Annotated in this window: 19 protein-coding genes; 10 read left to right on the top strand and 9 right to left on the bottom strand. The window is 73.6% G+C overall.

What is annotated here, in order from left to right; all coding sequences use genetic code 11:
- Positions 1-9: 9 nt before the first annotated feature.
- Positions 10-1,032 carry a polyprenyl synthetase family protein gene (locus ACIBQ6_RS31340; protein ID WP_358285291.1) on the top strand — a complete coding sequence of 341 codons (1,023 nt, stop codon included), beginning with the start codon at positions 10-12 and terminating at the stop codon, positions 1,030-1,032.
- A 42-nt stretch (positions 1,033-1,074) separates the two neighbouring features.
- Here ACIBQ6_RS31340 and ACIBQ6_RS31335 read toward each other — a convergent pair whose 3' ends face one another.
- The 3 genes from ACIBQ6_RS31335 to ACIBQ6_RS31325 form a co-directional block, all read right to left on the bottom strand.
- Positions 1,075-2,004, bottom strand: coding sequence for an aldo/keto reductase (locus tag ACIBQ6_RS31335; RefSeq protein WP_358285294.1), 930 nt, complete (start codon positions 2,002-2,004; stop codon positions 1,075-1,077).
- 77 nt (positions 2,005-2,081) lie between these two features.
- Positions 2,082-3,587, bottom strand: coding sequence for an MFS transporter (locus tag ACIBQ6_RS31330; protein ID WP_397216233.1), 1,506 nt, complete (start codon positions 3,585-3,587; stop codon positions 2,082-2,084).
- Complete coding sequence (locus ACIBQ6_RS31325) at positions 3,587-4,159, bottom strand: TetR/AcrR family transcriptional regulator (protein ID WP_397216231.1); 573 nt, start codon at positions 4,157-4,159, stop codon at positions 3,587-3,589. Before ACIBQ6_RS31325 ends, ACIBQ6_RS31330 begins: the two co-directional genes overlap by 1 nt.
- Before the next feature lie 120 nt (positions 4,160-4,279).
- On the opposite strand from ACIBQ6_RS31325, the gene ACIBQ6_RS31320 reads away from it, so the two are divergent.
- Positions 4,280-4,825: a TetR/AcrR family transcriptional regulator gene (locus tag ACIBQ6_RS31320; RefSeq protein WP_397163891.1), complete on the top strand. Its 546-nt coding sequence runs from the start codon at positions 4,280-4,282 to the stop codon at positions 4,823-4,825.
- Here the strand turns inward: ACIBQ6_RS31320 and ACIBQ6_RS31315 are convergent.
- The 3 genes from ACIBQ6_RS31315 to ACIBQ6_RS31305 form a co-directional block, all read right to left on the bottom strand.
- Positions 4,763-6,244, bottom strand: coding sequence for a wax ester/triacylglycerol synthase family O-acyltransferase (locus ACIBQ6_RS31315; RefSeq protein ID WP_397216229.1), 1,482 nt, complete (start codon positions 6,242-6,244; stop codon positions 4,763-4,765). The genes ACIBQ6_RS31320 and ACIBQ6_RS31315 overlap by 63 nt on opposite strands.
- A 178-nt stretch (positions 6,245-6,422) precedes the next feature.
- Positions 6,423-7,496: a sulfite oxidase gene (locus tag ACIBQ6_RS31310; RefSeq protein ID WP_397216227.1), complete on the bottom strand. Its 1,074-nt coding sequence runs from the start codon at positions 7,494-7,496 to the stop codon at positions 6,423-6,425.
- A gap of 172 nt (positions 7,497-7,668) precedes the next feature.
- Positions 7,669-8,376, bottom strand: a complete 708-nt coding sequence (locus ACIBQ6_RS31305; RefSeq protein ID WP_397216225.1) for a hypothetical protein — start codon at positions 8,374-8,376, stop codon at positions 7,669-7,671.
- A 517-nt stretch (positions 8,377-8,893) separates the two neighbouring features.
- Between ACIBQ6_RS31305 and ACIBQ6_RS31300 the strand changes: the two genes are divergently transcribed.
- A complete protein-coding gene (locus ACIBQ6_RS31300; protein ID WP_397216223.1) occupies positions 8,894-9,559 on the top strand; it encodes a hypothetical protein in 666 nt (221 codons plus the stop codon).
- A 601-nt stretch (positions 9,560-10,160) separates the two neighbouring features.
- On the opposite strand, the gene polX is transcribed toward ACIBQ6_RS31300, so the two are convergent.
- Positions 10,161-11,840, bottom strand: a complete 1,680-nt coding sequence (polX, locus tag ACIBQ6_RS31295; RefSeq protein ID WP_397216221.1) for a DNA polymerase/3'-5' exonuclease PolX — start codon at positions 11,838-11,840, stop codon at positions 10,161-10,163.
- Between the two features lie 38 nt (positions 11,841-11,878).
- Positions 11,879-12,859: an aldo/keto reductase gene (locus ACIBQ6_RS31290; RefSeq protein ID WP_358285312.1), complete on the bottom strand. Its 981-nt coding sequence runs from the start codon at positions 12,857-12,859 to the stop codon at positions 11,879-11,881.
- A gap of 183 nt (positions 12,860-13,042) precedes the next feature.
- On the opposite strand from ACIBQ6_RS31290, the gene ACIBQ6_RS31285 reads away from it, so the two are divergent.
- The 6 genes from ACIBQ6_RS31285 to ACIBQ6_RS31260 all read left to right on the top strand — a co-directional run bounded on the left by ACIBQ6_RS31285 (position 13,043) and on the right by ACIBQ6_RS31260 (position 22,435).
- Positions 13,043-14,173, top strand: a complete 1,131-nt coding sequence (locus ACIBQ6_RS31285) for a sensor histidine kinase (protein ID WP_397216219.1) — start codon at positions 13,043-13,045, stop codon at positions 14,171-14,173.
- A gap of 127 nt (positions 14,174-14,300) precedes the next feature.
- Positions 14,301-16,856, top strand: coding sequence for a class III lanthionine synthetase LanKC (gene lanKC, locus ACIBQ6_RS31280; RefSeq protein WP_397216217.1), 2,556 nt, complete (start codon positions 14,301-14,303; stop codon positions 16,854-16,856).
- Positions 16,831-16,992: a SapB/AmfS family lanthipeptide gene (locus ACIBQ6_RS31275; RefSeq protein ID WP_357964481.1), complete on the top strand. Its 162-nt coding sequence runs from the start codon at positions 16,831-16,833 to the stop codon at positions 16,990-16,992. The genes lanKC and ACIBQ6_RS31275 overlap by 26 nt, the downstream gene beginning before the upstream one ends.
- A 69-nt stretch (positions 16,993-17,061) precedes the next feature.
- Entirely contained in the window at positions 17,062-18,726 is a 1,665-nt protein-coding gene (locus tag ACIBQ6_RS31270; RefSeq protein WP_397216214.1) for an ABC transporter ATP-binding protein, read from the top strand.
- Positions 18,723-20,447 (top strand): ATP-binding cassette domain-containing protein, encoded by a 1,725-nt coding sequence (locus tag ACIBQ6_RS31265; RefSeq protein ID WP_397216212.1) that lies wholly within the window; start codon positions 18,723-18,725, stop codon positions 20,445-20,447. The genes ACIBQ6_RS31270 and ACIBQ6_RS31265 overlap by 4 nt, the downstream gene beginning before the upstream one ends.
- On the top strand, positions 20,444-22,435 hold the full coding sequence (locus ACIBQ6_RS31260; protein WP_397216210.1) for a prolyl oligopeptidase family protein: 1,992 nt from the start codon (positions 20,444-20,446) through the stop codon (positions 22,433-22,435). Before ACIBQ6_RS31265 ends, ACIBQ6_RS31260 begins: the two co-directional genes overlap by 4 nt.
- 34 nt (positions 22,436-22,469) lie before the next feature.
- On the opposite strand, the gene ACIBQ6_RS31255 is transcribed toward ACIBQ6_RS31260, so the two are convergent.
- Positions 22,470-23,078 (bottom strand): response regulator transcription factor, encoded by a 609-nt coding sequence (locus tag ACIBQ6_RS31255; protein WP_358285326.1) that lies wholly within the window; start codon positions 23,076-23,078, stop codon positions 22,470-22,472.
- 143 nt (positions 23,079-23,221) lie between these two features.
- Between ACIBQ6_RS31255 and ACIBQ6_RS31250 the strand changes: the two genes are divergently transcribed.
- The gene (locus tag ACIBQ6_RS31250; protein WP_358285328.1) at positions 23,222-23,710 is read left to right on the top strand and encodes a carboxymuconolactone decarboxylase family protein; all 489 of its coding nucleotides are present in this window, start codon (positions 23,222-23,224) and stop codon (positions 23,708-23,710) included.
- Positions 23,711-23,722: the final 12 nt, after the last annotated feature.

Here is a 23,722-nt window from a genome sequence, read left to right as displayed (position 1 = left end):
GAGCATCTCGTGAACCTCAGCCACCCCGGCGCCCGGTTGTCGGACGCCGACGTGATCGCCCGCTGTCGTCGCCTGGTGGAGCCCGCCATGCGAGCCGCGGTCGAGGGTCTGCATCCCTGGGGGGCCGCCATGGTCTCCTACAGCCTGGGCTGGTCGGACGCCACCGGACGGCCGGACGAGGGGACCGGCGGCAAGAGCGTGCGCCCGGCCCTGGCCATCCTCAGCGCCGAGGCCGTCGGCGGCACCGCCGAACAGGCGCTGCCGGGAGCCGTCGCGATCGAGCTCGTGCACGCCTTCTCGCTGGTGCACGACGACATCATCGACCAGGACGAGCAGCGCAGGCACCGGGACGCCCTGTGGAAGGCGTACGGGGTGGGGCCCGCCCTGCTGGCCGGGGACGCGCTGCTGGCCCTGGCCGTCGCCCGGCTCGCCGACCGCCCCGAGGCGATGCGCCACCTGTCGGCGGCCCTCGTCGAGCTGGTCCAGGGCCAGACCGCCGACATGGCTTTCGAGAGCAGGCCGTGGAGCGGGCCGGAGGAGGTGAGCGTGGCCGAGTACACGCAGATGGCGGCGGGCAAGACCGGGTCCCTGCTGGGGGCGGCCACGGCCGCGGGGGTCGCGCTCGGCGGCCGGCCGGATCTGTCCGAGCGCATGTGGCGCATGGGGGTGGAGCTCGGCGTGGCCTTCCAGATCGCCGACGACATGCTGGGGATCTGGGGGGATCCGCAGGTCACCGGGAAACCCGTGCACGGCGACCTGCGGCTGCGGAAGAAGACCGTGCCGGTGCTCGCCGCGCTGGGATCGGGCGAGCCCGCGGCCGGCCGCCTGGCCGACGCGCTGGCCTCGGGCGAGACCGACGACGCGACCCTGACCCTGGCCGCCTGCCTGATCGAGGAGGCGGGCGGCCGGACGATCGCGGACCGCCTGGCCGCCCGGCACCTGAAGGCGGCGCTGGACGTGCTGGACGAGTGCCTCCCCGACGCCGTCGAGCTCAGGGAGCTGTGCGTCTCGCTGGCCGGCCGCGCCCGCTGACCCCGCCGGTTGCCGCTGCCCGTGAGGGCCGGCACCGGCCGATCAGGGGCGGGAGGCCTCGTCGAGGAGGGCCAGCTCCTCCTCGCTCAGCTCCAGCTCCGCCGCCGCCAGCAGCGGCTTCAGCTGGCGGGGGTCGCGCGCGCTGGCGATCGGCGCGGTGACCGTGGGCTGGGCGGCCAGCCAGGCCAGCGCCACGGAGGCGGGCTCGGCGCCGCGCTCGGCCGCCACCTTCAGCAGCCCTTCGAGCGCCCTGCGCCCGTGCTCGGTGTCCAGGTACTCGGCCGCCTTCCCGGCCCGCGGGCTGTCGACCGTGACGCCCGGCTGGTACTTGCCGGTCAGGAACCCGCGGGCCAGCCCGAAGTACGGCGTGCTCGACAGGCCGGCCGAGGCCACCACGTCCCGCAGCTCGCCCTCGTACCCCCGGTCGACCAGGTTGTACGGCTGCTGGAGCGCGACGTACGCGGCCAGCCCCTCCTCCCGGGAGATCCGCAGGGCCTCCGCCAGCCGGGCCGGCCCGTAGTTGGACGCGCCGATCTGGCGCACCTTGCCCTCCTTGACCAGGGCGTCGAAGGCGGCCAGCGACTCCACCAGGGGCGTGTCGCGGTCGTCCACGTGCGCCCAGTACAGGTCGATGTAGTCGGTGCGCAGGCGGCGCAGCGAGTCCTCGACGGCCGTCCGGATGGTGGCCGGGGCCAGCCCTTCGAGCCCCTCCAGCATGCCGACCTTGGTGGCCACGACCACCGAGTCCCGGTTGCCGCGGTCGGCCATCCACTCGCCGATGATCAGCTCGGACGTGGACTCGCCGGTCACCCAGTGGGGGTAGACGTCGGCCGTGTCGATGAAGTTGCCGCCGCCCTCGACGTAGGCGTCGAGGATCGCGAACGAGGTCTCCTTGTCCGCGGTCCAGCCGAAGACGTTGGTGCCGAGCGATATCGGGAAAACGGACAGGTCCGTCGTGCCTATTGATCTCATACGGCCATTATCCGTGCCCCCCGCGAACAGGCACGGACGGCGCCCCGGTCACGTCCGTGCTGGTGGGAGACGTGCGGTCAGTGCTCCACGGAGGCCAGGTCGAGGGCGCGCGGGGTGAGCAGCCAGACCACCAGCGCGCCGGCCAGCATCAGCGCCGCCCCCGCCCCCGAGGTCAGCGCCAGCGAGTCGGTGAAGGCCGCCCTGGCCGTCTCCACCAGCCGCGCCCCCTGCGCCCCGAGCTCGGCGGCCACGTCGAGCGCGCCGCCCAGCGACTCGCGCGCCGCGCCCGCGCCGGGGCCCGCGTAGTCCAGCCCGTTGCGGTAGACCGCGGCGGCCACGCTGCCCAGCACCGCCACGCCGAGCGCCGCGCCCACCTCGTAGCTGGTCTCCTCGATGGCCGCCGCGCTGCCCGACTTCTCCGGCGGCGAACCGGCCATGATCACCGCCGAGGCGATGGCCAGCGCGCCGTTGCCCGCGCCGATCAGCGCCAGCGCGACGGCGACCGGCCAGTAGCCCAGCGGCTCCGGCGCCAGGCACACCAGCAGGAACCCCAGCCCCGTCACCGCGAGCCCGCCCGCCAGCACCGTCCGGGCGCCGACGCGTTCGGCCAGGACCGGCGCGAGCGGCGAGGCGATCAGCGCGGCCAGCGCGGCCGGCAGCAGCCGCACCCCCGTCTCCAGCGGCGCGTACCCCTGGACGAGCTGCATCCACTGCGCGAGCAGCAGCAGCACGGCGGCCATCGCGATCGACGTGGTCAGCGCCGTCACCACGCCCGCCGAGAACGGCGCGCTGCGGAACAGCCTGATCTCCAGCAGCGGATCGGGACGGCGCGCGCACCGCACCACGAACCAGCCCAGCGCGACCGCCGCGACGACCGTGGCGGCCAGGGCGGCGGGCGAGGTCAGGCCGTCCTTGCCGAACGTCTTGACCGCGTACAGCAGCGCGGCCATGCCCGCCATCGACAGGACGGTCGCCGGCGCGTCCCACCGGCCCGGCCTGGGGTTGCGCGTCTCGGGCAGCAGGAGCAGCCCGGCGACGACGGCCGCCGCCATGACGGGCACGTTCACCAGGAACGCCGACTGCCAGGAGAAGTGCTCCAGCAGGAACCCGCCCAGGATCGGGCCGAGCGCCGCGCCCATCGCCGCCATCGCCGACCAGACGCCGAGCGCCCTGGCCCGTTCGCCCGGGTCGGTGAACAGGTTCCGGATCATCGACAGCGTGGACGGCATGATCATCGCGCCGCCCACGCCGAGCAGCGCCCGTACGGCGATCACCTCGGCGGCCGAGTCGGCCAGCAGCACCGCCGTCGAAGCCATCCCGAACACGGTGAACCCGGCCAGCAGCATGCGCTTGCGCCCCCACCGGTCGCCGAGCGCGCTCGCCGTGACCAGCAGCCCGGACAGCACCAGCGAGTACGCGTCGACCATCCACAGCAGCTCGACCGAGGTCGGCCGCAGGTCCTCGGTGATCGCGGGCAGGGCGACGTTCAGCACGGTCATGTCCATGACCACGAGCAGCACGCTGGCCGACAGCACGGCCAGGCCCGCCCACCGCCGGCGCGCCGACAGGCCGGTGACCGTCATCACGACCACCCCCCGGCGCCCGCGCCGGTCAGGAACGTCTCCCGCAGCAGCCTGGCGACGTCCCGGCGGGCGACGTCGCCGCGTCGCAGGCTCTCCCGGACGGCCACCAGCAGGCCGTAGACCGTGTTGCTGATCCAGCGGGGCGGCAGGTCGGCACGCAGCAGGCCGGCCCGCTGGGCGGCGGCGAAGAGCGCGATCTCGCGCTCCTCCAGCTCATCGGCGCGGCGCAGCAGCTCCGGGTGCACGGCCATCGCGTAGTCGGTGAGGCCGAATCCGTACTCGTCGGCCACTTCGATCCACCCCTCCAGCAGGATCTCCAGGGACTCGCGGAGCACGCCCGGGTCGTCGGAGGCGGCGGCGGCCGGCACGTCCGCGCGTGCCTGGAGGTCGTGCCACCGGTCGTGCGCGCGGTGGCCGAGCGCCGTCATCAGCTCCTCCCGGCTGCTGAACTGCCGGTGGAGCGTGGCCCTGCTGATGCCCACCGCCTCGGCGAGCTGGGCCATCGAGGCGGCCGGATGCTCGTTGAGGTGCTGGATCGCCGCGGTCATGATCTGCTCCCGGCTCACCACCATGAGACAACTCCGTCAAATATGAGACATTTACGTCTCAATCCTACACGGGGGCGGGAGGGCAGCAGGCTCTCGCCCCGGCGGGATGGCGATGAAGCCGCAGGTGGCGTTAGGGTGCGAGCTGTGTCGATCGGTGACGCGCGCACGCGCATCCTGGACGCGGCCGAGGAACTGTTCGCGGGCAGCGGCTACGAGGCCACTCCGACCGCGGTGATCGCCAGGCTCGCGAGAGTCCCCAAAGGGCTGATCTTCCACTACTTCCCGCGGAAGATCGACGTACTCGTCGCCCTCGTCGACGAGCGCACCCTGGTCGAGGAGGGCCGGGAGGTCGACGCCGTGCCCGGCGACCCGGCCGGCACGCTGGCCCGGCTGGCGCGCGGGCTGCCGCTGCGGGCCTCACCGGCGATGCGGCGCATCCTGTTCCGCGAGGCCGACACGCACGGCTCGGTCAAGGAGCGGCTCGGCCGGCTCAACGGCGAGCTGATCAGCAGGGCCAGGTTCGCGCTGGAGCTGGCGCTGCCCGGCACGCGCGGCGACGCGGCCCGCCTGGAGGTGGCCGCGGCGACGTTCGCCGCCGTGCTGCTCTACCAGGAGAACCTCTGCCAGCTAACCGGTCACCAGATCGACCCCGACGCCGTCGCCGAACTCATCGCCCACGCCCTCGGCTAGCAGCTCGTCGAGGGCGTCGCGCAGGTGGCCGAGCAGGCCCCACACGTCGTCCATACGCTCGGGGCAGGCCACGATGCCGAAGTCGAGCATGCCGTCGTAGGAGAAGCAGGTGATGTTCACGCCACCGGACAGGTCGGTCAGCACCGACAGCGGGTAGTAGGCCAGCACCCGGCCGCCGCACATGTAGAGCGGGAACTGCGGGCCCGGCACGTTGCTGATGATCAGGTTGATCGGCGGGAACGCCGTCCCGGCCAGCCGGAAGATCGCCGGGGTGGCCAGGCTGGTGACCGGCGCGGGCAGCAGCGAGCACAGCTCGCCGAGCCAGCTCGCCGGCGCGACGGCGAAGCGCCGCTTGGCCCTGCTCATGGTCTCGCCGACCGCCCGCAGCCGTTCCCCGGCGTCGGGGACGTTCGTCGGCATCGGCGCCACCATGGCCGAGATCTGGTTCCCGACCACGTCCGTGGCCCCGCCCGTACGCACCGACACGGGCACGGCCACCACCAGCGGCTCGGCGGGCAGCGCGTCCCGTTCGTCCAGCCACGACCGCAGCGCCGAGGCGCACAGCGCCATCACCACGTCGTTGACGCTGATGCCGTTGGCCTTGGCGACCTTCTTGACCTCCTTCAGCGGCACCGACCCGAACGACAGCTCCCGCCGCGCGCTGATCGGCCCGTTGAACGGCGTGCGCGGCGCGGTCAGCCCCGGCAGCTCGGGGCGCTGCTTCTGGTCGCCGGTCACCAGCCGGGCGGCCCTGGCGATCGCCTGCGCGCCGGGCAGCGCGCCGGCCAGCGGGATCGCGTCGAGGTCGCCCGCGGCCCTGACCACCGAGCGGGCGGCGCGCATCGGATGGGTGAGCGAGCGCACGGCGGCCCCGGCCAGCATCTCCACCAGGCCCGGCGGGTCCTGACGCGGCGGCGCCGGGCGCGGCCCGCGCTCCCGCACGCCCTCCGGGCTCAGGTCGAGCAGGGTCGCCAGGGTCTCCGCGCCCGACACGCCGTCGATGGCCGCGTGGTGCACCTTCGTGTAGACCGCGACCCGGCCGCCCGCCAGCCCCTTGATCAGGTGCATCTCCCACAGCGGACGCGACCGGTCGAGCCGGCGCTCGTGGATCGCGGCCACCGCCTCGGCCAGCGCGGCGTCGTCGCCGGGCGCCGGCAGCGTCGTCTCGAACAGGTGGTCGGCCAGGTCGAAGTCCGGGTCGGCGCACCAGTAGGGACGGTCGAGCCCGAACGGCACCTCGACCAGGCGCAGGCTGAGCGCGGGGGAGAGGTGGACGCGGTCCAGCAGCAGCTCGGCCAGCGCGTCCCGGTCCACCGCGCCGCCGGCCGGGTCGAGGACCGCCAGCCCGGCGACGTGCGCCGCGGTGGTCTCGGACTCGACATGGAGGAACTGGGCGTCCAACGGGGTCAGCTGGCGCATCTGCTCTCCCTTCTCCGTTGCGTTCTTCGACGGATGCTTCGATGACTGCTTCGTCTTGTGCGAAAGCCTCGCACGGTGTCATTTCCGTAACGTTTCCGCGAGAGTCTTTCAGATGAAATGCACACCTCCGAACCACTTCCTGATGAACGGCCAGCTCAGCCGCGTTCGTGACACTTATCTATCCGTTGACCACCTGCACCGGATGCCGCACGACCGCGTCGAAGGAGTAGCCGAAGGGGTGCTTGGGCGTGCGCAGCGGCTGGGTGGCGCCGGTCTCGTCGGTGGCCCTGGCCATCAGCACGGCGGGCCCGGTGTGCTTCGGCGCCCACTGGACGTGCCACGGCAACCACGCGCCGACCAGGTGCGGGCCGTGATGCTCGGCCGGGTGCCAGGACTGCCCGCCGTCGAAGCTGACCTCGACCGCGACGATCCGCCCCCGCCCCGACCACGACCGGCCGCGCAGCACGTGCGGCCCCGGACGGCCGCGCCAGGCGTGCGGGCCGCGGATCGGCAGCCGGGCGTCCCAGGGCAGCTCGAAGGCGCTCTTCACCGGCTGCGCCGCGACGTCCCGGTAGAAGACGGTGTTCCACGGCGTGAACAGCTTGCTGGTCGAGACCTCGATGTCGCCCAGCCACTTGATGGAGGCGATCCCCACCCATCCCGGCACCACCAGCCGCACCGGGAACCCGTGGTCGGGCGGCAGCGGGCGGCCGTTCATCTCGTACGCCACGAGCACGTCGCGCACCGCCTTGGCGACGGGCAGCGGGCGGCGGACGTGGCCGTGGTCCTCGAAGGGCGCGTCGAGGCCGGTGGGCAGCACGTCCACGGCCTCGGGACGCAGGCCGGCCTTGGCGAGCAGGTCGCGCAGCGGCACGCCGCGCCACCTCGCCACGCCGACGGCCCCGAGGCCCCACTGCGTGCCGGGCGCGGGGTCGCCCTGCTGGGTGCCGTAGAACGCGCGGCCGTTGCCGGCGCACTCGATGGCCACGTCGTGGGTGCGCGAGGGCATCGACAGCAGCTCGTCGTAGGTGAAGGCGCGCGGCCCGCGCAGCCCGGCGCCGTGCAGGTGGAGCTGCCAGCCGGCGGCGTCGATCAGCGGGGTGGAGGTGTGGTTCCTGACGAAGAAGCGGTCGTTCGGCGTGTGGTAGCCGACCCCGGACATCGCCTCCCACCGCATCTCCGCGTTCCCGTCGTGGACCCGGAACAGGTGGTCGGGCAGCGGTTTGACGATCGTCGCCGCGACTTGCTTCATGGGAGCCACCTCTCGCAAGACGTATTTCCTACCTGGAAACCATTTAATCTCCTCGCGCTGTCTCCGCGTGCGCGTGCTTGCCGAATGCTGTCCCGATCCTGGGACCGTTCCAGCCGTACGAAGACCTACCCAGCGGCACGGGTGCGGCAACCGTGCCTTTCGAGGTGGTTCGTCAGCGCGTCCGGACGAGGGCGGAGAAGGGCTCGCCGGCGTTGAGCCTGGTCACCAGGCCGAGCAGCCCGGCGCGGCCGCCGTTCTCGCCCAGCCAGCGGCTCACCTGGCAGGCCGACCTGGCGTACGTGGCCGGGTCGGCGCTCGCCGTGCGCAGCCACTCCTCCAGCGTCACCGGCAGCGGCCCGGACGGCGCCACCAGGCAGCGGTCCGGCGCGGACTCCGGGGCCAGGTAGCGCGGGTCGCCCGAGACCACCACCGCCAGCCCCTCGTCGAACCACTGCGGCACCTCGGCGGAGGAGGCGAGCCTGGCGTGCAGTTCGACGTGGGACATCTCGTGGGAGGCGATCACCGGGTCGAGGCCGCGCGGCGAGAGCATGATCGACCGGTTGAGCACCGCGACGCCGCGCTCCTGGCCGCCGCCGATGCGCCGGTAGCACGCCTCGGTCAGGCAGACCAGGAGGCCGGGGGAGCTGCGGCGGCCGCCGTAGAAGGCGGTGACCCGGCGGGCGGCCTGGTCGGCCACCTCGCCGACGCGCTCACGCTGGGCGGGGGTGAGGCCGTCCTCGACGTGCACCCCCGGGCTCAGCTCGGTCAGGCCGTAGCAGCCGGGGCAGGTGGTGGCGGCGAGCGAGGGATAGGCCAGGGCGACCCCGCCGACTGCGGCGACCACCAGCCCGGCCAGCGCGACAACGACGACCTTCCACACTCGCCGCCCCCGGCGCCCCGTCCTGAGGCGCGGCGCGGACGCCCCGGCAGGACCGCCCGGCGCCCCGACGGCGGGACCTTTGCTGGAACCGCCGGCGGCGGGACCTTTGCTGGAATCAGGCGCGGCGGCGGGAGGGTTGGCCGGATCGCGGGGTGGCCCGGCGGCGGAGTCGGCGGGCCGGGGCGCGGAGGCCGGGTCCGGGGCTGCGGGGCGCGGGGGCTGGTTGTCCTCCATCGCCGTCCAAGCTAGCGAAGCAGAAGGATCTACGCGCACACCCGCCGACGGCCGGGCGCTGTCCCGCCACCAGCCGGACCCCGTCCCCTTCCGCCGGACGGGTGCCGCGCAGGCTGCCGGACTGGCTTCCTGGCGCACCGGCCGCAGGAGGACTCCTGTGCGCGTCATCTGCCGAGACGACCGTGCGCGCGCCATCTGTCGGCGGGGCCACGTGCACACTTCCTGAGGAACCCCGCATACGCCGCACGCCGGATTGTCAGTACACGGACCTACGCTCTTCCCCATGCCGATATCCGCCATCGCCGTATCCCTGTCCTATGCCGAAGCCGATGCCCGTCTGGGCGGCGCGTTGTCCGCCGTGTTCGAGGGTGCGGGAGCGTCGCCCGGCTACGACGAGGTGCTGTTCTTCGACGGCGACCTCACCCTCGACGGGGATTTCCTGGACGCCGTCAACGAACTGCGCGGCGGCGACCCCGGGGGCGACGTCGAGTTGATCGTGGTCACCGGCGACCTGAAGGTCAACGGCCCGATCGCGCTCTATGAGGACCGGCCCGGCCTGTACGTCGGCGGTCACACCGAGGCCGAGACCCTGGAGGGCGGCGAAGCGGAGATCTACATCCACGACGGCGCCTTCACCCACCTGGTCTACGGCTGGTACAACCACGGCTCTTTGCGGACCGGGATCGTCGACACCCCTTGGGTGATCGACTACGACCACGCCATGGACGTGTACGCCCCCGGCGGGCGCTGGGTGAACAATTACGACGACGATGACGACGACGCCGACTTCGCCGTCGGGGACGGCATCGTCGAGGCGTTCGTGCCCGAGGTCGTCGACGCGGAGGACCGCTGCCTGAACGTCGACGAGTTCCTGGACCGGCTGCGGGCCGGGCTGCCGGTCCTGCGGCCCGGGGTCCGGGGCCCGGACGGCGGCCGAGTCGGCGAGTGACGGCGTCGTCCGGGCGCGCCTGGCCGAATGAAGCCATCCAGGTACGGCGGCTGGTCAGGGGAGGGGCTGCACACGCCGTCCGCGGGCGGAGCCGTGCGCGTGCCGTCCGTCGGAGGGGGCGGCGCGTGCCGCTCGGCCGGACGCCGGGTGTGTGCGCCGGCCCGCACTCCAAGGAGCGGCGCCGCTCCAAGGCTACGGCAAATGTCCCCTTTTGGGGTGTTAAGTCCGGATTTGAGAGCAGGAATTCTGGTGGACGCCCGCTCCTGGAGCAGGGCCGCGACCATCCGCGGCGGATGCCCCCGTCGAGGCTCGGGTGCGGCCCGCGCTGGGTGCGGGCCGCACCCGACCGGCACCCCGAGGCGGGACGCGCCGACCCGCATGCCGACACGGGCGACCCCCTGCACCTCGACGCGTACCGCACGCCAACGCGGACGGCGGCCCCCGACGCGGGGCCGCGCACCGGTATCGGCCGCGCCCGCGCCACACCAACGAGGGCCGCACACAACGCCTGCTCAGCACGCCAACGCGGGCCGTGCCCGTCCCTCGAACCCTGATCCGGGCCCGCGCCCGACCCCACCCCGGTGTGGGATGGGGCGGTGGGTCAGCGGCCCAGGAAGGCGAGGAGGCGGTCGAGGGGCCAGGTGTTGATGACGTCGTCGCTCGTCAGCCAGGCCCGCTGCGCGATCCCGACCCCGAACCGCTGGTGGGCCAGGTGGGGGATCGCGTGCGAGTCGCTGTCGATGGAGAACTTCACCCCGTGGTGCTTGGCCAGCCGCACCAGGTCGGCCGGCAGGTCGGAGCGGTCGGGGTAGGAGTCGATCTCCATCGCGGTGCCCGTACGGGCGGCCGCCCGGAAGACGGCGTCCCAGTCGGCGTCGACCGGCGGCCGCTTGCCGATCTTCCGGGTGGTCGGATGGCCGATGATGTCGACGTACGGGTTCTCGCAGGCGGTGATGAACCGGCGGGTCATCTCCTCCCGCGACATGCCGAAGTGCGAGTGGACGGAGGCCACGCACACGTCGAACTCGCGCAGCACCTCGCCCGGCCAGTCGACCGACCCGTCGGGCGCGATGTTGAGCTCCGACCCGTGCAGGATGCGCATGTGCGGATACTTCTTCTGCAGCTCCGCCACCCGCCCGCGCTGCTCCAGCGCCTTGTCCAGGGTCATGCGCTGCATGGCCAGGTCGGGCGCGTGGTCGGTGACCGCGTAGTAGGAGTAGCCGCGCGCGGCGCCGGCGGCCACCATGTCCTCCAGGGAGGCGATGCCGTCGGTGAGGTCGGTGTGGGTGTGCAGGTCGCCCTTGAGGTCGGCCAGCTCCACCGGCACCGGCAGCTCGCCGCGCAGCGCCGCCTTGACCTCGCCGCCGTCCTCCCGCATGGGCGGCGGCACGAACTGCATGCCGAGCGCCTCGTAGATGTCCTCCTCGGACTCCGCGGCGATCACCCGCTCGCCCTCGAACAGCCCGTACTCGGACAGCTTCCAGCCCTTCTTCACCGCCATCTCCCGGATGGCCACGTTGTGCTCCTTGGAGCCGGTGAAGTACTGCATCGCCGCGCCCCACGACCCGGCCGGGATCAGGCGCAGGTCGACCTGGACGCCGGAGGTCGTGCGGATCGAGGTCTTCTTCTCGCCCGCGGCGATCACGTCGGCGACGTAGGGCTGCGCGCGGAAGTCGGCCATGATCGACTCGGGTGCCACCGCCAGGATGTCGATGTCGCCGATCGTGTCCTTCATCCGCCGCAGCGACCCCGCGTACGCCACCCGCTCGGTCTTGAGCGAGCCGATGACCTGCTCGGCCAGCGCCATGGCGACGCCGATGTGCACCCGGCGGCCCGACTGCTCAAGCTGCTCGATGCCCTTGAGCAGGTTGGCCAGCGTCTTGGGGCCGAGGCCCTTGACGCCGTCGAGCCGGCCGGAGGTGATGGCCTCGCCCAGCGCCACCGTGGAGTCGATGCCGTAGTCCTCGAACAGCATGATGGCCGTCTTGGGGCCGAGCGTGGGCACCCGGGTGAGCCGCCGCACGCCCTCCGGCACGCGGCCCCGCAGGTCGTCGAGCTGCCGGAAGCTGCCGCGCTGGAGGAACTCCTCCATCTTCTTGGCGATGGCCTCCCCGACGCCGGGGACGCCGCGCACGTCGACCTCCGAGATGTCCTCGGGGAACCCGGCGATCGCCTTGGCCGCCTTCTGGTAGCTCCGCACCCGGAAGGCGTCGCCGCCGCTCAGCGCGAACAGCTCCGCGTATTCCTGCAGCGCCGCCGCCGCCTCCTCATTAGCCCGCATGCCCCTACCTTAGGATCTCCGACCGACAATCCCGGTGCTCAGAACTTGACCTCCCGCGGCCGGTACGGCTCGGCCAGGAACGCCAGCTCCTTGTCCGACAGCTCCACCCCGACGGCCGCCACGGCGTCGTCCACGTGCCCGTCCTTGGTGGCCCCGACGATCGGCGCGGTGACGCCCGGCTGGTGCAGCAGCCAGGCCAGGGCGATCTGGGCCGGCGGCAGCTCCCGCTCGGCGGCGAGCTGGGCGACCCGGTCGAGGATGCGCCGGTCGTTGTCGGGGTCGTACAGGAAGTCGATGCGCGCGTCGGAGCCGGTCCTGGCGGTCGCGGAGGCCGCCGGGCCGGCCGCGCCCGCCCTGGCCAGCACGCCGCGCGCGAGCGGGCTCCACGGGATCACGCCCACGCCCTGGTCGGCGCAGAGGGGCAGCATCTCCCGCTCCTCCTCGCGGTAGAGCAGGTTGTAGTGGTTCTGCATCGAGACGAACCGCGTCCAGCCGTTGGCCTCGGCGACGTGCTGGGCCTTGGCGAACTGCCAGGCCCACATCGTGGACGCGCCGATGTAGCGGGCCCGCCCCGACCTGACCACCTCGTGCAGCGCCTCCATGGTCTCCTCGATGGGCGTCTCGTCGTCCCACCGGTGGATCTGGTACAGGTCCACGTAGTCGGTGCCGAGCCGGGCGAGCGAGGCGTCGACGGCCGCGAGGATGTGCTTGCGCGACAGCCCGCCGTCGTTGGCGCCCCTGCCCATCGGGAAGTAGACCTTGGTGGCCAGCACGTAGTCCTCGCGGCGGGGGAAGATCCGGCGCAGCACGGCCCCGGTGACGACCTCGCTCTGGCCGCGGCTGTAGATGTCGGCGGTGTCGAAGAACGTCACGCCCGCGTCGGCGGCCCGCCGGATGATCGGCTCGGCCTGTTCCTCCGGCAATGCCCATTCCTGGCGCGCCGGATCGCCGTAGCTCATCATCCCCAAACAGATGCGAGAAACTTTCATACCCGTGGTGCCAAGTCGCATGTATTCCATACCGACACCCTATGACTGATATGAACTGCCTAACCCCTTGTGGGGTGGGAAGTCAGCGTGTCCGGAAGCGGCCTCGGTCTTTACACAAGGTGGCCGTGTCAGGTCGATTAGAGGAACGAGGGAGCGGTGAGCGCACTCGCCACGCGTACTGTCCCGTCACGTCAACCGCACACCGGGGGTGAGGTGGACGCCACACGCCGTGGCCCGGCGCCTCGATTACGTTCCAAGGCGCACGTCCTGACGTCGCCCGGCTGGGCCGGCGGGCTCGGCCTGGTGGCCGGCGGCGTCGGGCTGGTGATCCCGGTGCAGGCCGGGCTGGCCGGGTCGGGGCTGGTGGTCGAGGGGTCGGTGGCGCTGGCCGTCCTGCTCACGCTGCACGGCAGGTTCGTCCTGGAGGAGCCCGTGCGGCGGGCCGGCTCGTGGTGGCTGGTGGCCGTCCAGGCGTGGCTGACGTACGTGCCGCTCGGGGTGCTCGGGCCGGCCTGGACGCCGGTGTGCGGGCTGCTGGCCGGCGCGCTGCTCGTGGTCGCGTCCCGGATCAGGTCGCTCGTGCTGGTGGCGCTGGCGCTGTCGTGCGGGCCGGTGCTGCTGGCCGCGCCGGGCTCGTGGCAGGTCGAGCCGGTGTGGGCGCTGGTCACCCCCTTGATCGGCGTCGTGGAGTTCGCGCTGCTGAGTCTGCTGGCCCGGGTGCGCCGGCTGTCCGGGGCCCGTACCGACGTCATGCGCCAGGCCGTGACGCTGGAGCGCCGCCGCTTCACCCGCGACCTGCACGACCTGGTCGGGCACCGGCTGACCGTCCTGACGCTGAAGGCGCAGCTCATCCAGCGGCTGGTGGCCGAGGACGACGAGAAGGCCCGGCAGGAGGTGGGCGAGACGCTCGAACTGCTGCGGGACCTGTCGGCCGACGTCCGGGCCGTCGCGCACGGCCGTCTGCGCAGCTCCTCGCTGGCGGCCGAGCTGGGCGCGGCGCGGGCGCTGCTGGAGTCGGCGCGGGTGCGCTGCCAGATCAGGGTGGCCTGCCGTGACCTGCATCCCGACGTGGAGGAGGCCCTCACGCACGCGCTGCGCGAGGGGGTGACGAACGTGCTGCGGCACGCCGAGGCCGGGCAGTGCTGGATCCAGCTCATGGAACGCGACAATGTGGTCCGCCTGTCCATCAGGAACGACGGCGTGCGCCCGCCGCGCCGGCCGGGAGACGCCGGTCAGGGCCTGCTCAACCTGGCCGAACGCGTCTCGGCGCTGGGCGGCTGGCTGGAGGCGTCCACGTCGCGCAGCGGGGAATTCTCGTTCAGTGTTTATGCCCCGCGCATATAATTACCATTTGTGAAAAACGCATCAAAGCACATTTCATAGCCATATATGGCTCATGTTGCGTGTTACTAGTCCGACCCGGCGCGGGTGCGGCAGGCTCTAAGCACACCGCCTCGGAGGGCCGCGCCAAATGGACAAGTACGAGCTCTACTGCCTTGTGGACCAGTGTTTCTACGACACTCCCGACCACAGCACGGCGGCGGACGTCGACTTCGCCCAGCTGCGCCGGCCCGTCCCCGACGGCTGGGGCCACGACCTCAGCGACACCTGGGCGTACTACATGCCCACCGGTGAGGCGCCCCTGCCGACCCAGGGCTGGAAGATCCACGTGTCGGCCCGCGTCGAGGACGCCGAGAAGGTCGTCGACACCGTGTGGGACTACTGCGTTCCCCGCGGGGTCGCCTTCAAGTTCCTGCGCGGCCCGGCGGTGCTGGTCATGGTCAACTCCAAGGCCGCCTCCCGGGCCTCCAGCGGCAAGCTGGTCACCATCTACCCCCGGGACGAGGGGCAGCTCGAACTCGTGCTCAAGGAGCTCGACGAGCTGCTGCGCGGCGTCGAGGGGCCGTACATCCTGAGCGACCTGCGCTACGGCGACGGGCCGATGTTCGTCCGGTACGGCGGGTTCGCCGAGCGGCACTGCCTGTCCCCGTCCGGGGAGCGGGTGCTGGCCGTCGAGGACGGCGACGGCAAGCTGATCCCCGACGTGCGCGGCGCGACGTTCTCGGTGCCGCCCTGGACGACGCTGCCCGAGTTCCTCGAACCCCACCTGGCCGCGCGCAACGCGGTGACCATGGAGGGGCTGCCGTACCGGATCGAGAGCGTGCTGCACTTCTCCAACGGCGGCGGCGTCTACCTGGCCCGCGACACCCGCACCGACGAACGGGTGGTGCTCAAGGAGGGCAGGCCGCACGCCGGCCTCGACGTGGCCGGCCGGGACGCGGTCGCCAGGCTCGAACACGAGCGCGACATGCTGCGCCGCCTGGCCGGCCTGCCCGCCGCCCCCGAGCTGCGCGACTACTTCACCATCGGCGGCCACCACTTCCTCGTCCAGGAGTTCGTGGACGGCACCCCGCTCCAGCGGCGGCTGGTGCGCCGCTTCCCGCTGACCAGCGCCACCTGCGACGAGCAGGACCTCGCCGACTACACCGCCTGGGCCACCACGACCCTGGAGAGCGTCGAGGAGGCCGTCGAGTCGCTGCACGGACGCGGCGTCGTCTTCGGCGACCTGCACCCCGACAACATCCTGCTCACCCAGGACGGCCGGGTCGTGCTCATCGACTACGAGGTCGCCACCCTCGCCGCGGACCGGGCCAGGGCCGCGCTGGCCCATCCCGCCTTCGCCGCCCCGCGCGACCGCCACGGCGTCGAGGTCGACCGGTACGCGCTGGCCTGCCTGCGCTTCGCCCTGTTCGCCCCGCAGTGCACGATCATGCTGCCGATCCACCGGCCGAAGATCGTCCAGCTCGCGCGGATCGTCAAGGAGACCTTCCCCGTCCCCGGTGCCTTCATGGACACCGCCGCCGCGACCATCGCGGGTGACCAGGCCGTGGAGACCCCCGTGCCGGCGCCGGGGACGGCCACCTGGGCCGAGCTGCGGGAGGCGATGTGCCGGGCCATCCGGGCCGGCGCGACCCCCGGGCGCGACGACCGCCTCTTCCCCGGCGACGTCGCCCAGTTCAAGCCCGGCGGCGGCCTCAACGTGGCGACCGGCGCGGCCGGCGTGCTGCTCGCCCTGTCGGCCACCGGCCTCGGGCCCTTCCCCGAGTACGAGACCTGGCTGCGCGAGCGCGCCCTGCGCCCGGCCCCCGGCTCCGGCATCGGCCTGTACGACGGCCTGCACGGCATCGCCCACGTCCTCGACCGGCTCGGACACCGCCAGGACGCGCTCGACGTCGTCGACATCGCCCTGCGCGAGCAGTGGGACCGCCTGGAGACGGCGCTGTTCTCCGGCCTGCCCGGCATCGGGCTGAACCTCCTGCGCCTCGGCCGGACCGAGCCCGCCCTGACCGGGCACGCCATGCGCGCGGTGGACATCTGCGCCGACCGCCTCGGCGGCCCCGAGGACGTGCCCGAGATCAGCGGCGGCGACAACCCCAGAGCCGGCCTCATGTACGGCTCGTCCGGCTCCGCCCTGCTCTTCCTGCACGCCTACGAGCACACCGGCGACCGGGCGCTGCTCGACCTGGCCGAGATCGCGCTCAGGCAGGACCTGCGGCGCTGCCGGGCCTCGGAGGACGGCTCGCTCCAGGTGAACCAGGGCTGGCGGATGCTGCCCTACCTGGACGAGGGCTCCGTGGGCATCGCGATGGTGCTCGGACGCTATCTCGCGCACCGCGACGACGACGAGCTCGCCGCCGAGCTGGACCGGCTCAAGCTGGTCGCCCGCGCCGGGTTCTTCGTCCAGCCGGGGCTGTTCACCGGCCGCGCGGGCATCATCGCGGCACTCGCCGGAGATCCGGTGGCCCGCGAGCTGATCAAGGGGTTGAGCTGGCACGCCATGCCGTACGGCGGCGGCCTGGCCTTCCCCGGCGACGGGCTGTTGCGCCTGTCCATGGATTTCGCGACCGGTACGGCCGGCGTGCTGTTCGCCCTCGGGGCGGTGCTGGGAGACCAGCCGGCACGCCTGCCGTTCCTGGAGGCCGCACCAGAGCGGCCTGCGCATGATCAACCGCGGAAGGAGGTGTAAGAACATGGTTCTTCTCGACCTGCAGGGTCTGGAGGCTCCCGCGGCCAGCGACGTGGCCAGCGGCGGCAGCTCGCTCACTGCTCTCACGTGTCACTCGGGTCACCCGAGCAACCTCAGTGTCGCTCTCTGCCACTGATAGCTGACAGGGTCCCCGCGCCGTTTCGTGGTGGCGCGGGGACCTCCCGAGTCTGAAGGAGGCCGGCAGGTGGGACCGGGAGACCGCCTGGTGACGGACGCCGTACGGCGCTGCGGCCCGTGGCCCGCCGTGCTGGCGGTCACCGCCGTCGCCGGCGCGGCCGGTGAGCTGGCCGTCCCGTTCCTCGTCGGCCGCACGATCGACCTGCTCCTCGTCCGCTCGCCGGACGCCGCCACCGCCCTGGCGCTGTGCGCGGGCGTGGTCGCCGTGGTGGTGCTCTGCGAGAGCCTCGGCGGCTGGGCCAGAGGGGCGAGCAGCGCGTACGCGGCCGCCCGGCTGCGGCTCGGCGTGCTGCGGCACGTGCTCGGCGTCGGCCGGGCCGCCACCCGCCGCTTCCCCGAGGGCGACCTCGTCACCCGGGCCGGGCTGAACGCCGAGGAGGCCGGACGGGCCCCCGAGACGGTCACCGGCGCCCTGGCGCTGCTGGTGCCGACCGTCGGCGCCCTGGTCGCGCTCACCCTCATCCATCCGCTGCTGACCCTCACCCTCGCGGCGGGCATCGTCGTCATCGTGTTCGTCCTGCGGGCCTTCCTGCGCGTCACGACCGTCATCTCCGGCGGCTACCAGGAGATCCAGGGCGAGATCGCGGCCCGCCTCGTGGACGCCCTCGACGGCGCCCGCACCATCGCCGCCGCCGGGACCGCCGACCAGGAGGCCCGCCGGGTGCTCGCGCCCCTGCCCCGGCTGCGCGCGCACGGCATGGCCCTGTGGCGCGCGAACGCCTCCGCCGGGGTCCGGTCGGGGCTGATGATCCCGCTGCTGGAGGTCGCCGTGCTGGCCGCCGGGGGGCTCATGCTGGCCGCCGGGCGGCTCACCGTCGGCGACCTGTACGCCGCCGCCCGCTACGCCGCCCTCGGGGCCGCGCTCAGCACCTCGCTCGGTTACGTCGGCGGCCTGGCCAGGGCGCGGGCCGCCGCCGCCCGCGTCGCCGACGTCCTCACCCTGCCCCCGGTCCGCCACGGCTCGCGCGCGCTGCCGCCCGGCCCCGGCACGGTCGAGTTCCGCGACGTCGCCGCCGACGGGCTCACCGTGGGCGACCTGACGATCCCCGGCGGCACGGTCACCGCCGTGGTGGGACGGTCCGGCTCCGGCAAGTCCCTGCTGGCCGCGCTCGCCGGCCGCCTGGCCGACCCCGAACGCGGGGACGTGCTGCTCGACGGCGTCCCGCTGCGCGAGCTGACCCGCGACGGCCTGCGCTCGGCCATCGGCTACGCCTTCGAGCGGCCGGTGCTGGTCGGCGACACCGTCGGCGAGGCGATCAGCGCCGTCCCCGGCTCCCAGGCGGGACGGGAGGCCGCCCTGGCGGCGCGCGCCGACGGGTTCGTCCGCCGGCTGCCCGCCGGTTACGACACGCCGCTGGCCGAGACGCCCATGTCCGGCGGCGAGCGGCAGCGGCTCGGCCTGGCCAGGGCGTTCGCGCGGGGGGATCGGCTGCTGGTGCTCGACGACGCCACCTCCAGCCTGGACACCGTCACCGAACGCGAGGTCAGCCGGGCGCTCACCGGCGACCCCAGGGGCCGCACCCGCCTGATCACCGCCCACCGCCTGGCCACCGCCGCCCGCGCCGACCAGGTCGTCTGGCTGGAGGAGGGCCGGGTGCGCGCCGCCGGCCCGCACGACGTGCTGTGGCGCGACCCCGCCTACCGGGCAGTCTTCCAGGAGGCCCGCCCATGACCCCCGACTCCGGCGTCCCGGCGGCTCCCGGCGTGCCCGCGGTTCCCGGCGCGGCGGCCGGGTTCCGGCGGGCGCTCGTGCGCGACCCGCGGCGGCTGGTCGCCATCCTGCTCTGGTCGGTGCTGGAGGCCGCGCCCGCCTTCCTGGTCGGGCACGCCGTCGCCCGCGCCATCGAGGACGGCTTCGCCCGCGCCCGGCCGCTGACCGGGCTGGCCTGGCTGGCGGCGCTCGGGCTGGCGTGGCTGGTCTCGGCCGTCGGCGCCCGCCAGGTGGTGCTGGCCGTGGCCGCCGTGGCCGAGCCGTTCCGCGACGACCTCCTGACGCGGGTGGTGCAGGGAGCGCTGCGCCGCCCGCTCGACGAGCGCCCCGACAGCGCGGCCACCGCGCGGGCCGGGCTCCAGGTCGAGCTGGCCAGGGACGCCTTCGCCGCCGTCGTCACCACGGTCAGGGGGTTCGCGTTCACGCTGGTCAGCGTGGTGCTGGGGCTGCTGACGCTGGCGCCGGGCACGCTCGTGCTGGTGCTGCCGCCGTTCGCGGCCGGGCTGGCGTTCTTCCTGGCCTCGCTGCCCGCGCTGGCCCGGCGGCAGCGCGCGTTCCTGCTGGCCGACGAGGAGCTGGCCCGGTCGATGACCGCGACGGCCGCCGGGCTGCGCGACATCGAGGCGTGCGGCCTGCAGGACCGCGAGGACGAGCGGCTGGCCCGCCAGGTCGGCGCGCAGCGCGACGCCGCCCGCGCCCTGGCCAGGGTGACCGCGGTGCGCACCGCCGCGCTGGCCGTCGGCGGCTGGCTGCCCGTCGTCCTGCTGCTGGCCGGCACGCCCTGGCTGCTCGACGGCGGCGCCCGGCCCGGCGTGATCGTCGGCGCGCTGGCCTACGTCACCCAGTCGCTGGCCCCCGCGCTCGGCGGGCTCGTCCAGGGGCTCGGGGTGAGCGGGGTGCGGCTCGTGGCCACGCTGCGCCGGATCGCCGCCGCCGCGCCGCCCCGGCCGCCGTCGCCGCCCAAGGTCCGTCCGTCCGGGGGCGACGTCACGCTGCGGTCGGTCACCTTCGCCTACGGCCCGCACTCGGCGCCGGTCCTGGACCGCCTGGATCTCACCGTCCCCGAGGGCGACCACCTGGCCGTCGTCGGCCCGAGCGGCGCGGGCAAGTCGACGCTCGCCGCCCTGCTCAGCGGCATCCTGCCGCCCGGCGAGGGGGAGGTGCTGGTCGGCGGCGTGCCCGCCGACCGCGCCGACCCCGCCGCCCGCGTGCTCATCCCCCAGGAGGCGTACGTCTTCCGCGGCACGCTGCGCGACAACCTCGCCTACCTCGCGCCCGGGTCCGGCCGCCTGGACGAGGCCGTGGCCGCCCTGGGCGCCACGGACCTGGTCGAGAGCCTGGGCGGGTACGACGCCACGCTGGACCCGGCGGCGCTGTCGGCCGGGCAGCGCCAGCTCCTCGCCCTCGTCCGCGCCCACCTGACCGATGCCCCGCTGGTCATCCTGGACGAGGCCACCTGTCACCTGGACCCCGCCGCCGAAGCCCTGGCCGAGAACGCCTTCGCGGCCAGGGGCGGCACGCTCATCGTGGTCGCGCACCGCCTCACCTCCGCGCTGCGCGCCCGCCGCGTCCTGCTCATGGACGGACCCCGGATCACGATCGGCACGCACGACGAGCTGATCCGGGTCTCGCCCCTGTACGCCGACCTGGCCGGCCACTGGCAACCGGAGCCCGTGTCATGACATTTGCAGACGAGTACCCGCCCGCCGAACGTCAACCGGTCACCGACCGCCTCCACGGGCGCGACATCCCCGACCCGTACCGCTGGCTGGAGGACCCCCTCGACCCGCGGACCGGGGAATGGCTGGCCGCGCAGGACCGGCTGTGGCGGGCGGCCGCCGCGCGCCTGCCGGACCGCGAGCGCTTCCTGGCCAGGCTCACCGAGCTGAGCGTCACCGGCCTGGTCACCCCGCCCGTTTGGCGCGGCGGCCGGCGCTTCCACCTGCGGCAGACCGGCTGCCAGGAGCACCCGGTCCTGTACTGCGACGACCGGCCCTTCCTGAACCCGGCCGACCGCGACCCCACCGGCCTGACCACCCTGGACGACTGGCAGCCCGACCCGCAGGGCCGCCTGGTCGCCTACCAGATCTCGCGCAGCGGCGACGAGAAGGCCGACCTGTACGTCGAGGAGGTCGACACCGGCAAGCTCGTGGACGGCCCCATCGGCGGCTGCCGCTACTCGCCGGTCGCCTGGCTGCCCGGCGGCGAGGGCTTCTACTACGTGCGCTTCCACGAGGGCGTGCACCTGCACCGGCTCGGCGTCCCCGACGACGTGCCCGTCCTGACCGGCGGGCCGATCTCGTACGGCGTGCAGCTCAGCGCGGACGGCCGCTGGCTGACGATCTCCGCGGGCGGCACGGCCGGCAACTCGCTCTGGCTGGCGGACCTGTCCGGCGGCGACCCGGCCCGGCCGCGGCTGCGGGTCGTCCAGGAGGGGACGCACGTGCGCACGGCGGGCGCGGTGGCCTCCGACGGCCGCCTGTACCTGCTCACCGACCGCAACGCCCCCCGGCGCCGGCTGTGCGTGGCCGACCCGGCCGAGCCCGAGGTGTGGCGCGAGCTGGTTCCCGAGGACCCCCGGGCGGTGCTCGGCGCGTTCACCCTGCTGGACGGCGACCGCCTGCTGGTCTCCAGGACCCGCCACGCGATCGGCGAGATCGCCGTGCACGACGCCAGGACGGGGGAGCGGCTGGGCGAGGTGCCCCTGCCCGGCAGCGGCTCGATCGCCTCGCTCAGCTCCCGGCCCGAGGGCGGCCACGAGGCCTGGTTCACCTACACCGACGCCGTCACGCCCGCCGAGATCTGGCGCTACGACGCCCGCACCGGCGCCGCCACCCTGTGGGCCGCCCCGCCCGGCCGGGTCGCGCTGCCCGACGTGCGGAGCCACCACGTGGAGTACACCTCGGCCGACGGCACCCCCGTGCGCATGGTCGTGGTCGCGCTGTCCTCCGGCTCGGGCCCCCGCCCGGCGATACTCAACGGGTACGGCGGCTTCGGCATCCCCCTCATGCCCGGCTACGCGGCCGACTCGCTGGCCTGGGTGGAGTCGGGCGGCGTGCTGGCCATCGCCAACCTGCGCGGCGGCGGCGAGGAGGGCGAGTCCTGGCACCGCGACGGCATGCTGGAACGCAAGCAGAACGTCTTCGACGACTTCGTCGCCGCGGCCGAGAAACTGGTCGCCGACGGCTGGACGACCCCGGAGCAGCTCGGCATCTGGGGCGAGTCGAACGGCGGCCTGCTCGTCGGCGCGGCCCTCACCCAGCGCCCCGACCTGTTCGCCGCCGCCGTCTGCTCGGCCGGGCTGCTGGACATGGCCCGCTACCACCTCAGCGGCCTCGGCCCGTCCTGGACCGGCGAGTACGGCGACCCCGCCGACCCCGACCACCTGGCCTGGCTGATGGCCTACTCGCCCTACCACCACGTCCGGCCGGACGCCGGCTACCCGGCGACGCTGTTCACGGTCTCGGCCGCCGACACCCGGGTGGACCCGATGCACGCCCGCAAGATGTGCGCGGCCATGCAGTGGGCCCAGGGGACCAGGGGGGCCGGTTCCCGTCCTGTCCTGCTGCGCCACGAGCGCGACGTCGGCCACGGCGCCCGCGCCGTCAGCCGGTCCATCGCGCTCGCCGCCGACGTCCTGGCCTTCCTGGCCGCCCACACCCGCCCTTGAGCGGGCGGGGGCGGGCAGGGACGGCGGAGGGAGGTCAGATCCAGCCGGACTCGCGGGCGATGCGGATGGCGTCGATGCGGCTGCGCGCGCCCAGTTTGGACGTCGTCCGGCACAGGTAGTTCCGGACCGTTCCCTCGGCCAGGAACAGCGACGCGGCGATCTCCCCGATGGAGGCGCCGTCGGCCGCCGCGCCGATCACGTCCAGCTCGCGGGGGGTGAGCGGCGGCTCCGGCGGGCGCATGGCCGCGATGGCCAGCTCCGAGTCGATGACCCGCTCGCCGTCGGCGACCCGGCGGATGGCGTCGGCCAGCCGCTCCGGGGGCGCGTCCTTGGCCATGAACCCCCGGACGTGCACCTCCAGCGCCTGCTTCAGCAGCCCGGGGGTGCCGACGCCGGTCAGGATCAGCACGCCGCAGCCGGGCAGCTTCTCGTGCAGCTCGCCGGCCGCGGCGAGCCCGTCCATGCCGGGCAGGGCGATGTCCAGCACCGCCACGTCCGGACGGCACGACTGGGCGGCGGCCAGGATGCGGTCGCCCCGCTCGACTTCGGCGACGACCTCGATGTCCTCCTCGTAGGCCAGCAGCGCCACGAGCGCCCCTCGTACCAGGTTCATGTCCTCAGCGAGCAACGTTCGAATCACCATGGGGTCCTTGCGGTCGACCAGGCTTGCAACGTCCTGCGGGCCACTCAATCCTGACGTAAAGCCCGCACTGTGGAAAGTCCTCCTAAGTGACGGTAAAGCCGCCACCGGACAAGTGGACGCTCATTTGGGGAATGCTCATGGCCATGAAGCCTCGAGTGAAGCCCCTGCCTCCTGCGGAATGGGACGACTTTCAGCAGGCGAACCCCCAGAACGTGTTCACGACGCTGGGCCGGCACCCCGCGCTCTACCAGGGCTGGCTGCGTTTCGGCGGCGCGCTGCTCAACGGCACGCTGCCGGCCCGCGACCGCGAGCTGGCCATCCTGCGCACCGCCTTCCACAGCGGCAGCGCCTACGAATGGGCCCATCACGCCCGCATCGCCCGCGAGGTCGGCCTGACCGACGTCGAGATCGAGTCGGTCCGCCAGCTCGACGCCCTCTGGTCGGTCGAGGACCGCCTGGTGTTACAGGTGGCCGACGACCTCCACTACGCGGGCGACCTCACCGACGCCACCTGGGCGGCCCTGTGCGACCGCTACGACGAGGTGCGCAGGATCGAGCTGGTCGTCCTCGTCGCGCACTACGCCATGCTGGCGCTGGTGCTCAGGACGTTCGGCGTGCAACTGGAGGAGTGAGCCCCCCTCACT

Source organism: Nonomuraea sp. NPDC049655, from assembly GCF_044465465.1.
GTDB lineage: Bacteria > Actinomycetota > Actinomycetes > Streptosporangiales > Streptosporangiaceae > Nonomuraea.
Note: the sequence above shows the minus strand (reverse complement) of the source record. Positions and strands in the feature narration are given on the sequence as shown.

Bases quoted from the DNA above. Each gene is read 5' to 3' on its own strand.
- ACIBQ6_RS31335 (WP_358285294.1), bottom strand. From the start codon at position 2,004: ATGAGATCAATAGGCACGACGGACCTGTCCGTTTTCCCGATATCGCTC.
- ACIBQ6_RS31330 (WP_397216233.1), bottom strand. From the start codon at position 3,587: ATGACGGTCACCGGCCTGTCGGCGCGCCGGCGGTGGGCGGGCCTGGCC.
- ACIBQ6_RS31325 (WP_397216231.1), bottom strand. From the start codon at position 4,159: ATGGTGGTGAGCCGGGAGCAGATCATGACCGCGGCGATCCAGCACCTC.
- ACIBQ6_RS31315 (WP_397216229.1), bottom strand. From the start codon at position 6,244: ATGCGCCAGCTGACCCCGTTGGACGCCCAGTTCCTCCATGTCGAGTCC.
- ACIBQ6_RS31310 (WP_397216227.1), bottom strand. From the start codon at position 7,496: ATGAAGCAAGTCGCGGCGACGATCGTCAAACCGCTGCCCGACCACCTG.
- ACIBQ6_RS31300 (WP_397216223.1), top strand. From the start codon at position 8,894: ATGCCGATATCCGCCATCGCCGTATCCCTGTCCTATGCCGAAGCCGAT.
- polX (WP_397216221.1), bottom strand. From the start codon at position 11,840: ATGCGGGCTAATGAGGAGGCGGCGGCGGCGCTGCAGGAATACGCGGAG.
- ACIBQ6_RS31290 (WP_358285312.1), bottom strand. From the start codon at position 12,859: ATGGAATACATGCGACTTGGCACCACGGGTATGAAAGTTTCTCGCATC.
- lanKC (WP_397216217.1), top strand. From the start codon at position 14,301: ATGGACAAGTACGAGCTCTACTGCCTTGTGGACCAGTGTTTCTACGAC.
- ACIBQ6_RS31275 (WP_357964481.1), top strand. From the start codon at position 16,831: ATGATCAACCGCGGAAGGAGGTGTAAGAACATGGTTCTTCTCGACCTG.
- ACIBQ6_RS31265 (WP_397216212.1), top strand. From the start codon at position 18,723: ATGACCCCCGACTCCGGCGTCCCGGCGGCTCCCGGCGTGCCCGCGGTT.
- ACIBQ6_RS31260 (WP_397216210.1), top strand. From the start codon at position 20,444: ATGACATTTGCAGACGAGTACCCGCCCGCCGAACGTCAACCGGTCACC.
- ACIBQ6_RS31255 (WP_358285326.1), bottom strand. From the start codon at position 23,078: ATGGTGATTCGAACGTTGCTCGCTGAGGACATGAACCTGGTACGAGGG.
- ACIBQ6_RS31250 (WP_358285328.1), top strand. From the start codon at position 23,222: ATGAAGCCTCGAGTGAAGCCCCTGCCTCCTGCGGAATGGGACGACTTT.